At 50.8% G+C, this 12,106-nt stretch carries 10 protein-coding genes; 5 read left to right on the top strand and 5 right to left on the bottom strand.

Annotation, left to right across the window (positions count from 1 at the left end):
* Positions 1–6 precede the first annotated feature (6 nt).
* The 3 genes from nirC to nirB all read right to left on the bottom strand — a co-directional run bounded on the left by nirC (position 7) and on the right by nirB (position 3,790).
* A complete protein-coding gene (nirC, locus tag EDF88_RS15325) occupies positions 7–813 on the bottom strand; it encodes a nitrite transporter NirC (RefSeq protein WP_134185647.1) in 807 nt (268 codons plus the stop codon).
* Positions 814–914: 101 nt separating this feature from the next.
* On the bottom strand, positions 915–1,241 hold the full coding sequence (gene nirD, locus EDF88_RS15320; protein WP_064514301.1) for a nitrite reductase small subunit NirD: 327 nt from the start codon (positions 1,239–1,241) through the stop codon (positions 915–917).
* Positions 1,238–3,790, bottom strand: a complete 2,553-nt coding sequence (gene nirB, locus EDF88_RS15315) for a nitrite reductase large subunit NirB (protein ID WP_134185645.1) — start codon at positions 3,788–3,790, stop codon at positions 1,238–1,240. Before nirB ends, nirD begins: the two co-directional genes overlap by 4 nt.
* Before the next feature lie 227 nt (positions 3,791–4,017).
* Here nirB and EDF88_RS15305 point away from each other — a divergent pair, with 227 nt between their 5' ends.
* Positions 4,018–5,301, top strand: a complete 1,284-nt coding sequence (locus EDF88_RS15305; RefSeq protein ID WP_134185641.1) for a cytosine deaminase — start codon at positions 4,018–4,020, stop codon at positions 5,299–5,301.
* 30 nt (positions 5,302–5,331) lie between these two features.
* Here the strand turns inward: EDF88_RS15305 and tsgA are convergent, their stop codons facing one another.
* Positions 5,332–6,516, bottom strand: a complete 1,185-nt coding sequence (gene tsgA / locus EDF88_RS15300) for an MFS transporter TsgA (protein ID WP_134185639.1) — start codon at positions 6,514–6,516, stop codon at positions 5,332–5,334.
* A 280-nt stretch (positions 6,517–6,796) separates the two neighbouring features.
* Between tsgA and ppiA the strand changes: the two genes are divergently transcribed.
* The 4 genes from ppiA (at position 6,797) to EDF88_RS15280 (ending at position 9,997) form a co-directional block, all read left to right on the top strand.
* Positions 6,797–7,369, top strand: a complete 573-nt coding sequence (gene ppiA / locus EDF88_RS15295; protein ID WP_064514292.1) for a peptidylprolyl isomerase A — start codon at positions 6,797–6,799, stop codon at positions 7,367–7,369.
* Between the two features lie 107 nt (positions 7,370–7,476).
* Positions 7,477–8,079 (top strand): putative adenosine monophosphate-protein transferase Fic, encoded by a 603-nt coding sequence (locus EDF88_RS15290; RefSeq protein WP_064514290.1) that lies wholly within the window; start codon positions 7,477–7,479, stop codon positions 8,077–8,079.
* A gap of 33 nt (positions 8,080–8,112) precedes the next feature.
* Positions 8,113–8,676, top strand: a complete 564-nt coding sequence (pabA, locus tag EDF88_RS15285; protein WP_134185637.1) for an aminodeoxychorismate synthase component 2 — start codon at positions 8,113–8,115, stop codon at positions 8,674–8,676.
* A 100-nt stretch (positions 8,677–8,776) separates the two neighbouring features.
* Entirely contained in the window at positions 8,777–9,997 is a 1,221-nt protein-coding gene (locus EDF88_RS15280; protein WP_134185635.1) for an aspartate aminotransferase family protein, read from the top strand.
* 3 nt (positions 9,998–10,000) lie between these two features.
* Here the strand turns inward: EDF88_RS15280 and EDF88_RS15275 are convergent, their stop codons facing one another.
* A complete protein-coding gene (locus tag EDF88_RS15275) occupies positions 10,001–12,085 on the bottom strand; it encodes a YccS/YhfK family putative transporter (protein WP_064514520.1) in 2,085 nt (694 codons plus the stop codon).
* Between the last annotated feature and the right edge of the window lie 21 nt (positions 12,086–12,106).

The following is a 12,106-nucleotide window of genomic DNA, read 5'->3' as shown; positions in this document are numbered from 1 at the left end:
AAGAAATTAGTTGCGGGCAGTCTCCGGCGCGGTGACTTGCGCAGGCTGGGGACGCTCGGCTTTTGGAGTAGCATACCAATAACCCAGACCCATGAATACTACGCCAGAAAGGGTATTCCCAAGCGTTACCCACAGCAGGTTGTGGCCGATTCCCGCCATAGTGTATGCATCGCTGTGATGACCAAACCAGGACAGAGCAAACAGTGTCATGTTGGCGATGGAGTGTTCATAGCCGGACGCGATAAATGCCAGTAGACACCACCAGATAGCAATGAATTTCGCGGCACCTTCAGTACGGACTGCCATCCAGATTGCCAGGCAAACCAGCCAGTTACACAACGCACCTTTAAAGAACAGCACCATGGCTGGAGCCGAAGTTTTTGCCAGCGCCGCGGTGTGAACCAGGCTTGTGTCTAACGGCAGTAGACTACCGCCGCCCCATTTGTACAGCAGGGCAACAAACACGGAGCCAATCAGGTTACCCAGCCAGGTTTGCGGCAAAATGCCCCACATTTGACCATGGGAAATGGTGCCTGCTTTAACACCAAAAGTCAGGAACATAGTATGGCCGGTGAATAATTCAGAGCCAGCGATGATAACCAGTGTCAGGGCGATACCGAAGGTCGCTCCCATCACTAGTGGGCGCAAAGATGGCTCGACCAGGTTACCGAGGGTGAATATTAGAATGATCCCAAGGCCCACGTATGCACCAGCCATTGCGGAGCTGATCCAGAAACCAAGCGGGTTGTTTTGCGACAATCGGGTAATACGGGCGGCATTCGCCGCGCATTTATTAATGGTATCGGTGAACATTTTTGTTATCCCAACAAATTGAAAGAAAAAGAGAATCTAAAAAATCGCAGAGGGAAGAGTTTTATGTCCTCCGCTCTACGATGAAGCCTCAAGGACTTGTTTTAAGCTTTAATCTGAACCTGGCCGTCCTGAACGCGCGCTGGGTAGTGCGCAATTGAGCGGCTCTCGTCTTCCATGCACAGTCCGTCTCGCAGTCTGAAGTGCTGCTTTTTCAACGGACTGGCGACCCAAAGTTCGCCCTGGTGTTCGGCGATAAGGCCACGAGATAACACGCTCGCTTCGAAGAACGGGTCAATGTTGTTGATGGCGAAAACCTGGTCGTCATTGCGTGGGCGGAAAATTGCAATTTGCTCATTACCTACCAACGCGCAAACACCTGTAGCTGGCAGGATGTCGTTTAACTGGCAAACAGTAGTCCACTGGCTCATACATTTTCCTCCACTTCTTCTACCAGGGTGACCGGGATACGCTCGTATGGTGTCGCTGGGCGATGCTGTTCACGTTCAGGAACAATTTGTACGTTCGGGTCGCGCACCGGGCTGTTGATAAAGTGTTTGAAGCGGACCTGAGCTTCTGGTGTGTTGACTGTCTCAGTCCATTCGCAAATCACTTTCTCGCGCAGGCGTTCCAGTTCGGCTTCAAGTTGAGCGTTCAGGCCCAGCTTGTCTTCGATGATGACTTGTTTCAAATACTCAATGCCGCCTTCCAGGCTGTCGAGCCATGGCGCAGTACGAGTCAGTTTGTCTGCGGTGCGGATATAGAACATCATGAAACGGTCGAGATATTTGAGTAGCGTTTCACTGTCTAAGTCAGCAGCCAGTAAATCGGCGTGGCGTGGTTTCATCCCGCCGTTACCGCAGACATACAGGTTCCAGCCTTTTTCGGTTGCGATAATCCCGACGTCTTTACCCTGTGCTTCCGCACATTCGCGAGTACAGCCAGAGACACCAAACTTCATTTTGTGTGGGGTGCGAATGCCTTTATAACGGTTTTCCAGCTCAACGCCGAAACCAACGCTATCGCCAACGCCATAACGACACCAGGTGCTGCCCACACAGGTTTTAGCCATACGCAGTGCTTTCGCATACGCGTGGCCTGTTTCAAAACCGGCTTCAATCAGCTGACGCCAGATCTCGGGTAAGTCATCTTTTTGCGCGCCAAACAGGCCGATACGTTGGGAACCGGTGATTTTGGTGTAGAGATTGAATTCGCGAGCGATACGGCCCACTTCCATCAAACCTTCAGGGGTAATTTCCCCGCCTGCAGAACGTGGAATAACGGAGTAAGTGCCGTCTTTCTGGATGTTGCCCAAGAAGTTGTCGTTGGTGTCCTGAAGCGGCGTGTGCTGTGGTGCCAGCACATAGTCGTTCCAGCAAGAAGCCAGCAGGGAACCGACGGTCGGTTTACAGACTTCGCAGCCGTAACCTTTGCCGTATTTTTGCAGCAACTCGTCGAAGGATTTAATACCTTCAACGCGGATAAGGTGATAAAGCTCCTGGCGTGAAAACGCGAAGTGTTCACATAGGTTATGGTTAACTTCGATACCTTGTTTGCTCAGCTCAGCGTTCAATACCTGAGTGATCAATGGGATGCAGCCACCACAGCCTGTACCGGCTTTGGTTTCCGCCTTCAGTGCAGCAACAGTATGGCAGCCGTTGTTGATGGCTTTAACCAGATGCCCTTTGGTGACATCGAAGCAGGAACAGATCTGCGCGCTGTCCGGGAGCTTATCAACACCAATGGCTGGTTTGCCGGAGCTTGCATGGGCTGGCAGAATCAGCGCATCCGGGTTTTCTGGCAGCTCGATGTTATTGAGCACCAGTTGCAGCAGGTTGCCGTAATCGCTGGTGTCGCCCACCAGAACCGCGCCGAGCAGGGTTTTGTTGTCGGCACTGACAATCAGGCGCTTATAAACTTCTTTGCTTTCGTCGAGATAAACATAGCTGCGGCAATCTGGGGTGCGGCCATGCGCATCACCAATCCCGCCCACATCTACGCCGAGTAATTTCAGCTTGGCGCTCATGTCTGCGCCTTCAAAGGCGTTTTCGGTGCCAAGCAGGTGGTCAGCGGTAACCTGGGCCATTTTGTAGCCAGGGGCGACCAGGCCGAATGTGCGGTTATTCCAGCTGGCACATTCGCCGATGGCGTAAATGTCCGGGTCAGAAGTCTGGCAGGTATCATTGACCGCAATACCGCCGCGTTGACCTGTTGCCAGGCCGCACTGGGTAGCCAGTTTATCGCGAGGGCGGATACCGGTTGAGAAGACGATAAAGTCGACTTCCAGATCCGTACCGTCAGCAAAGCGCATGGTTTTACGCGCTTCATTACCAACCTGAACGATTTCCTGGGTGTTTTTGTTGGTATGAACCCGCACACCCATGCTTTCGATTTTATTGCGCAGCTGCTCGCCACCCATGCGGTCGAGCTGCTCGGCCATTAACATTGGTGCGAATTCGATAACGTGCGTTTCAACGCCGAGGTTTTTCAGTGCGCCTGCGGCTTCAAGACCCAGCAAGCCACCACCGACTACGGCACCGCGCTTGCTGCGGCGGGCACATGCTTCGATGGCGTTCAAATCTTCGATAGTGCGGTAGACGAAACAGTCTTGTGTTTCAGAACCTTTAATCGGCGGGATCCACGGGTAAGAACCGGTCGCCATCACCAGTTTGTCGTAATACACGGTTCGACCGGTATTCGAGTGGATCACTTTTTCCTGGCGGTTAATGGTGATAGCGCGTTCGCCAACCAGCACATTTACACCGTGTTTCTCGTAGAAGCCGTCACGAACCAGGGATAATTCTTCAGCAGTATGATGGGAAAAATAGGAAGATAAATGCACGCGATCGTAGGCTTTGCGCGGCTCTTCACAGAAAACAGTAATGTCGAATTGGCCTGGCTGGGCTTTATCAAGTAAGTCCTCGATAAAGCGATGGCCGACCATGCCATTACCGATGATTGCGATTTTGACTTTGCTCATAATTGCCTCAATTTCTTTTCTATTACTGCCTACCTTAACGATTCAGCAATGGCGATTATTGATACAAATCAAATACACCTTTATATACCTCTTAATGGGTATATTGCTGATTTTAGTGGGTTTTTCTAAGTTGCGGAAATGTTTAGCTATTCGCGGGAAGACAATAAATGTCCCCATTTTGCCTTGTGTGCTATGAAATAGGGGCGGCTAATTAACAAGGAGTGGGTATGAGCAATCTGGCGTTGGAGTTGATTCAAAATGTGCGTCTGGTCGGGCGCGAAGGCTTATGGCAAATAGCTATCGGAAATGGGCGCATCAGCACCATTAAACCAATGAGTGAAACCCAAACCGAAAGCCAGCAGGTGCTTGATGGGCGAGGCGGTCTTGCTATCCCCCCATTTATTGAGCCTCATATTCACCTTGATACCACGCAGACCGCCGGGCAACCGAGCTGGAATCAGTCTGGCACCTTATTCGAAGGCATTGAACGTTGGGCTGAACGAAAAGCGCTTCTGACGCATGAAGATGTCAAACAACGCGCCTGGCAGACGCTGAAGTGGCAGATTGCCAACGGCATTCAGTATGTCCGCACCCACGTTGATGTCTCAGACCCTACACTGACCGCGTTAAAAGCGATGCTGGAAGTGAAGCAAGAAGCGGCTCCCTGGATTGAGGTGCAAATAGTCGCCTTCCCGCAAGAAGGGATTATGTCGTACCCCAACGGGGAAGCGCTGCTTGAAGAAGCACTGCGACTGGGGGCGGATGTGGTGGGGGCAATCCCGCACTTTGAATTCACCCGCGAGTACGGCGTTGAATCGCTGCATAAAGCTTTCGCACTAGCGAAAAAGTACGATCGCCCGTTAGATATTCACTGCGATGAAATTGACGATGAACAGTCGCGGTTTGTCGAAACCGTCGCGGCACTGGCGTTGCGCGATGGCATCGGCGAGCGCGTGACCGCCAGCCATACCACCGCGATGCACTCTTACAACGGTGCTTATACTTCGCGTTTGTTCCGCTTGTTGAAAATGTCCGGGATTAACTTTGTCGCCAACCCGCTGGTAAATATTCATCTGCAAGGGCGCTTTGATGATTACCCAAAACGCCGTGGTATCACGCGGGTGAAAGAGTTACTCGAAGCGGGGATAAACGTCTGCTTTGGGCATGATGATGTGTTTGACCCGTGGTACCCGCTCGGCACCGCCAATATGTTGCAGGTGCTGCATATGGGGCTGCATGTCTGCCAGATGATGGGTTACCAGCAAATCGACGAAGGTTTGAAGCTGATTACCGATAACAGTGCACGTACGTTTGGTGTGCAAGAGTACGGTATTACTGAGGGGAATGCGGCGAACCTGATTATTCTTCCGGCCGAGAATGGCTTTGATGCGGTACGCAGGCAGGTGCCGGTGCGTTGGTCAGTGCGGGAAGGGAAAGTGATTGCGACCACGCAATTGTCACAAACCTGGGTGATGCTGGATGAAGCAGAAGAGATAAAATTCGGCGGGTAAATAGACCCGCCGTTAGCTTTGCGGCTGCGGTTAGTTTACCGCTGCCACCGCGTTATGCTGGCGGTGTTTCGTTACCAGACTGAGAATCAGGCACATGATAAATACCACTGCGTACAAGGCGTTTGAGGTTTGCAGCGCCGCGTGCGGGCCGCTGTGAGCCACAATCGGGCCGGTAACCACAAAAGTCAGCATGGTGCCGATGGTGCCGCAGGTCAGTACGAAGTTAACCAGCTTTGGCGAAGCGATTTTGGTCTGCAATGAACCCAGGGTGATTACAGAGGTGTAAATCGCGCTGGAGAAGAAGCCAAGCGCCAAAATAAACCATGCCAGATGTGCCGGTTCGCTTTTGTTAAACAGGTACATCAGAACAGTCGCTGCACCCGCCAGAACAGTCAGAATACGTTGCAGGTCGAAGAAACGCAGAATAAAGCTGAACGCCCACATCCCAAACATATAAGACATCCAGAAATCGCTGACCAACTGGCCCGCATCATTGAGGTTCATACCCAGGCTTTTGGCGTATTCCGGAACCCAGGAGATAAAGCCCAGCTGGCCGAGGATGTAGCACAAAGCCGCGATGGACAGGAACAGCACGCCCACACCCCATTTTTCTTTTTCGGCGACTTTTTCAGGTTGCGGTGCGTGTCTACCCAATGCCGGGAAGTCACAACCGATGGTCAGGATGAAGATAGCGACATAAACCAGACCGATGCAGACATAAACCCAATACCAGTTGATGCTACGAGCCAGCAGAATCGCGGCCACCATTGGGAAAATCATCCCTGCCATACTGAAGAAGGAGTCGGTAAACAGCAGGCGTGAACCACGCTCACGGCCTTCATACATGTGCGTAATCAGGAAGGTACCAATGGACATCGTGATACCACTGACCAGTCCCAGAACAAACATCGCGACTGAGAAAATAGTCAGGTTATCGCCAAAGATAAGCCCGGCAACGGCCAGCACCATCAGGATGAAACCAAAACGCAGCTGAGTTTTGAGCGGTACAATTTCCATTAACCAGGCATTCAGGAAGATAGAAATCAAAATGCCCACGTTCAGGAAAGTAAAGGTGTTACTCATGCTGGAAACAGGGACGTGGAAATATTCTGCGATATTGCCCATCACCATCCCGGTGACGATCACCAACGCACCAGTTAGGGCGTAGGAGAAGAAGCTGATCCATGTGAGCTTAATGCGGTTGCTGTTAGTCATGACAAGCCTGTGAATAGAAATGTAAAGTGCTTTGACAGCACTCGAGAAGAATGGATTTTAGTCAAAAACGTGACTCATTCATACAATTTATAATTCATTTGCTGCAACGACTTCAGTTTAAAGTGACCAGTGTCACGATTAATCGCGTTATATGATTATTGATTCATTTAACTTATTGATTTGTGTGAAAGTAAAAAACCGTAAATGGCTGGCGCATACTTGAGTGCGTCTTTACAATCTAGCAACTTGCCTCATTCACTGCATTCGTAAGGAATTATTCATGCTCAAATCGACTCTGGCGGCTGTAGCAACTGTGTTTGCTTTAACCGCTCTTTCTCCTGCGGCACTTGCTGCTAAAGGTGACCCACACGTCCTGTTGACCACATCAGCGGGTGAAATTGAGCTTGAGTTAAATAGCCAGAAAGCCCCAGTTTCTGTGAAAAACTTTGTGGATTACGTTAACAGCGGCTTCTACAACAACACCATTTTCCATCGCGTGATCCCGGGCTTCATGCTTCAGGGCGGCGGCTTCACTGCAGATATGAATCAGAAGCAGCCTAACCCACCGATTAAAAATGAAGCCGATAACGGCTTGCGTAATACTCGTGGTACCATTTCTATGGCGCGTACTGCCGATAAAGACAGCGCGACCAGCCAGTTCTTCCTCAATGTGGCAGATAACGCCTTCCTCGATCACGGCCAGCGCGACTTCGGTTATGCAGTATTTGGTAAAGTTGTGAAAGGGATGGACGTTGCCGATAAAATCTCTCAGGTACAAACTCATGACGTTGGCCCATACCAAAATGTGCCGTCAAAACCTGTAGTTATCCTCTCCGCGAAAGTTCTGCCTTAACAAATTCCTGCGCGGGTACCCCATGCCCGCGCAAAATCTCCCTTCCAGCACTTCTACCGATTGCTGCTTATACTTGTGGCAACTATGGGTCATGTTAGGGAGGCACCATGACAAAGAAACTGACCGACAAACAAAAGTCCCGTCTTTGGCAACAGCTGCGTAGTCGTTCATTTCAGGCTAGTTCCCGGCTGGATATTCTTGAGCCTCATGCGCAAGATGAGATTATCGCGCAGCGTGTAGAAACGATTGAACTTGGCCCGTTGCATCGCGGATTACCCTGGTTGTGTGCTATCCATCAGCAGCTTTTTCAGGATATTTTCGACTGGGCAGGTGAGCTACGAGACGTTGATATTTCCAAAGGGGAGATACAGTTCTGCCATTTCGAGTACATCGAGAATGAAGGTAACGATCTGATGCAAGAAATGGAGGACGAGCATTATCTGGTCGGTCTTTCCAGAACTGAGTTCGTTCAGCGCCTGTCGCATTACTATTGTGAAATTAACGTACTTCATCCGTTTTTTGTTGGAAGTGGTCGGGCGCAGCGCGTGTTCTTCGAGCAGTTAGCGATTCATGCCGGTTACATCCTCGATTGGAAAGACGTGTCGCCTGAAGGATGGGCAACGGCTAATCAGGCGGGAGCGTTGGGCGATCTGGCACCGCTTACTGAGATTTTCACTAAAGTCGTGAGTGAAGCGCGCGAAAGCGAATAGAATAGCGCGGTTCTTTTTTACCCTGGAGCCGCGATGCTACTGCTTATCGACAATTACGACTCATTTACCTGGAACCTTTATCAATACTTTTGTGAATTAGGCGCAGAAGTGGTGGTGAAACGTAACGATGAGCTGACTCTTTCTGATATCAGTGCCCTGGCACCAGAAAAACTGGTCATCTCTCCTGGCCCTTGCACCCCCACCGAAGCCGGGATTTCACTTGCGGCGATTACTCATTTTGCCGGGCAGTTACCGATTCTCGGTGTCTGTCTTGGTCACCAGGCGATTGCTCAGGCGTTTGGTGCGAAGATTGTTCGCGCTGAAAAAGTGATGCATGGCAAAACATCAGCCATTACGCATAAGAATTCTGGCGTCTTCAATGGTCTGAACAATCCTCTCACTGTCACGCGTTATCACTCTTTGGTTATCGCTCCTGCCACGTTGCCTGCGTGCTTTGAAGTCACAGCATGGACTGATAAACAAGAAATTATGGGTATTCGCCATCGTGAGTTTGACCTGGAAGGTGTGCAGTTTCACCCGGAAAGCATTCTCAGCGAGCAGGGGCACCAGCTGTTAGCCAATTTCCTTAATCGTTGATTTTATATTGCCAGGTAATGATTTTTTATGCATATTTCATGATTATATTTTCATAATATCTTTCATGCGTTTTTATGCGTAAAAAGGGGATGGGCAATAAATGGCAACTGAACAATCAGCAATTACCCGCGCAACTTTCGATGAAGTTATTTTGCCGATTTATGCACCGGCAGAGTTTATCCCAGTAAAAGGCAAAGGTAGCCGCGTATGGGATCAACAAGGGAAAGAATATGTGGATTTCGCAGGTGGGATTGCTGTTACTGCGCTAGGTCACTGCCATCCAGCTTTAGTTGAAGCGCTAAAAAGCCAGGGTGAAACGCTATGGCATACCAGTAATGTTTTCACCAATGAGCCCGCTCTACGACTTGGCCGCAAGCTGATTGACGCCACTTTTGCTGAACGCGTGCTGTTTATGAACTCTGGCACCGAAGCGAATGAAACAGCCTTTAAATTGGCTCGCTACTACGCTTCGACCCGCCATAGCCCGTATAAAACAAAGATTATCGCTTTCCATAACGCCTTCCATGGTCGTTCTCTGTTTACTGTTTCAGTGGGTGGGCAACCGAAGTATTCCGATGGTTTTGGCCCGAAACCAGCTGACATCATTCATGTGCCATTTAATGATTTGCATGCGGTAAAAGCCGTGATGGACGACCATACCTGCGCGGTCGTGGTCGAACCGATTCAGGGTGAGGGTGGCGTTACGGCGGCAACGCCAGAGTTCTTGCAAGGCTTGCGTGACCTTTGTGATGAGCACAAAGCCTTATTGGTATTTGATGAAGTGCAGTGTGGTATGGGGCGCATCGGCGAGTTGTTCGCCTATATGCATTACGATGTGACGCCAGATATTTTGACCAGCGCGAAGGCTCTTGGCGGTGGCTTCCCGGTCAGCGTGATGCTGACGACTCAGGAAATTGCTTCGGCGTTTCATGTCGGTACACACGGTTCAACCTACGGCGGCAATCCTCTGGCCTGCGCAGTCGCGGGCGCGGCGTTTGATATCATCAACACGCCTGAAGTGCTGAATGGCGTCACGGAAAAACGCCAGCAATTCGTCAAGCATTTGCAACAAATCGACGAGCAGTTCGACGTGTTCAGCGATATTCGCGGCATGGGTTTATTGATTGGTGCCGAGCTAAAGCCACAATACAAAGGGCGCGCGCGTGAATTTTTGTATGCGGCAGCACAGGAAGGCGTGATGGTTTTGAACGCCGGGCCAGATGTGATGCGTTTTGCCCCGGCGTTGATTGTGGAAAGTGCCGATATCGCTGACGGTATGGCGCGCTTTGCCAAAGCCGTTGCGAAGATCGTTAACGGATAATCATCAATCTGAGCGCCGCAGGCGGCTCAGCCAGATTCCGTGATGTGGCCGTTGACGCCATGCAACCGAAGATATGGTATGCATGGTGCTGAGATGGCCCAGTATCCTCTGCAAATGCTGTTCCATCGTACTTAATGGCCCGTTTGGAAGCCCTTCTAGCGGGTCCAGAATATTCGCATCATTGGTTTCCCCAGGCCCATCATACTGAAGCCGCTGTTGGCATCGTTGCAGCGCAATTTCACATGACTGCAAATAGCGCTGGGCAAGATCTGGCGTCAACATATTGTGTTCGCGAGCCAAAGTCGTCATTGCGTTAATATGCTCGACAATAAACTGACTGTGCGTCACCCACAGTTTCATATCCGCCAGATAATGCGAATTAAACCCAGGTTCCTGCATCGCCTGGTTCAGGGAGTTAAACAGCGCGTTATGTGCCTGGTTGACCTTCATACGTTCATAAGCGAGCGGCGTTGGTTCGGGGTCATTACTAAGAATCAGGCGAATTGCATTTTGATCCCTTTCCAACGCATCGTGGGCGTTCTGGCGTAACAAGCCACTCTGCCATTGTGGCCACAGCCACACCATGCCGCCAAAGGCTATCAAGCAGCCTAGCAGGGTATCTATCAGGCGAGGGACGATATACTGCTCGGCACTTAATGTTATCAATTGCAGGGTATAAACGGCGGTCACCGTAAAGCCTATCGTCGCCCAGCCGTAGCTTTTGCGAATAAACAGATAGCTCACCAGCGTAATGACCAGCATCGCGCCCAGAGCAATGCTTTGCGGGAAGTGGAAGTGAAGCGCAATACCTGCAATGGCAAGGCCTGCAATGGTGCCCGCCGAACGGTGGAGAATACGAACTCGTGTGGCACCGTAGCCGTTTTGCGTCACGAACATTACCGTCATTAAAATCCAGTAGGGCTTGGGCAGATGTAAAAATGCACCCAACAGACTGGCTATCGTGAGCATCACACCCAATCTTGCTGCGTTGCGAAGCGCCGCTGACTTCAACGATAAATAACTTTTCAATGCCGCCCACAGTGGCAAACGGCGTTGCCGGTCTTCCATTAAATCACGGACATACAGCGGGCGTTGGGTGCGTAGCACGCGAGCGATACGGCTGAAGTGGTAATGGCAAAATTGCCCAACCGGGTTATCTGGATTCTGACGGGCGATTTTCTCAAGGGCGTCGATCTGTTTTTCCATCGTAAAACGCTGTGGATAACGATGGTAAAGAATGTCGTCAGCCAGTACGCGTAAGCGCGCCGCGATGGTCTGAGCATTCCATCTAATAACCGCTTCTGCATGGCTTTGCTCGACGAGCTTCTGAACTTCAGCTGGTTGGTGAAGGCTTACCGAGATGTGCTCTTGCAAATCCAGTGCTACCTGGAATGCACGTAGCAAACGCTTGTAGCCGTTTTGCTGGTTTGCCGCCAGCATATGAAGCTGTTGGTAGCATTGGGTAATGAGATCCACCGCTTTTTGCTGACGAGCCAGCAGAGGAGGGAGCGCTTTTTCCGGATCGGTATGTTGAGTCAGCATGCCGTATTTTGCTTCACAGTAATCTGCCAACTGCCGATAGAGCAGGCTCAATGATTCCCGCAGTGGCTGCTCGCGCCACATCCAGAACCAAAACCAGTTAAATACGCCGTACCAAATCGTACCGGAGACATACAGCACCATCGGTTTCCAGATCGGCATATTTCCGGCCATGCTGAGTGTAAATATGGCAGCAATGAGTGATGCGGGAAGCAGACGAGCGTGCAAGGAACTGATTTCTGCCGTGACCCCAAGCAAGAGCGCCATCACGACCAATATCACCGGCAACGGTACGGAGGTATAAAGTAATAAAAGCTGCATGATCAGACTGCTGATGGCAAAAAGGCTGCCGCCAACAATCAGACGTTTGAAGAAGCGCTTATGTGGAGTATCAAGGCCCGCAATATTGCAGCAGGCAGGAACTAACGAGAAAAGCAGGCCAGACTGGAGATCGCCGACGAGCAAACCTACTGCCACCGGAAGGCACAGCACCAGCGTTTGCCGCAGTGCGTAGTTAACTTCAGGATGGTAGATCAGCCGTCGCCACATTTGCTCGTCATACTTCAAGTT

Origin of the sequence: Buttiauxella sp. BIGb0552 (assembly GCF_004366275.1) — a bacterium.
GTDB classification, from domain to species: Bacteria; Pseudomonadota; Gammaproteobacteria; order Enterobacterales; family Enterobacteriaceae; genus Buttiauxella; species Buttiauxella gaviniae.
This window is presented reverse-complemented; position numbering and strand designations above follow the sequence as displayed.

Coding starts and splice junctions, on each gene's coding strand:
- nirC (WP_134185647.1), bottom strand. CDS start 813: ATGTTCACCGATACCATTAATAAATGCGCGGCGAATGCCGCCCGTATT.
- nirD (WP_064514301.1), bottom strand. CDS start 1,241: ATGAGCCAGTGGACTACTGTTTGCCAGTTAAACGACATCCTGCCAGCT.
- nirB (WP_134185645.1), bottom strand. CDS start 3,790: ATGAGCAAAGTCAAAATCGCAATCATCGGTAATGGCATGGTCGGCCAT.
- EDF88_RS15305 (WP_134185641.1), top strand. CDS start 4,018: ATGAGCAATCTGGCGTTGGAGTTGATTCAAAATGTGCGTCTGGTCGGG.
- tsgA (WP_134185639.1), bottom strand. CDS start 6,516: ATGACTAACAGCAACCGCATTAAGCTCACATGGATCAGCTTCTTCTCC.
- ppiA (WP_064514292.1), top strand. CDS start 6,797: ATGCTCAAATCGACTCTGGCGGCTGTAGCAACTGTGTTTGCTTTAACC.
- EDF88_RS15290 (WP_064514290.1), top strand. CDS start 7,477: ATGACAAAGAAACTGACCGACAAACAAAAGTCCCGTCTTTGGCAACAG.
- pabA (WP_134185637.1), top strand. CDS start 8,113: ATGCTACTGCTTATCGACAATTACGACTCATTTACCTGGAACCTTTAT.
- EDF88_RS15280 (WP_134185635.1), top strand. CDS start 8,777: ATGGCAACTGAACAATCAGCAATTACCCGCGCAACTTTCGATGAAGTT.
- EDF88_RS15275 (WP_064514520.1), bottom strand. CDS start 12,085: ATGTGGCGACGGCTGATCTACCATCCTGAAGTTAACTACGCACTGCGG.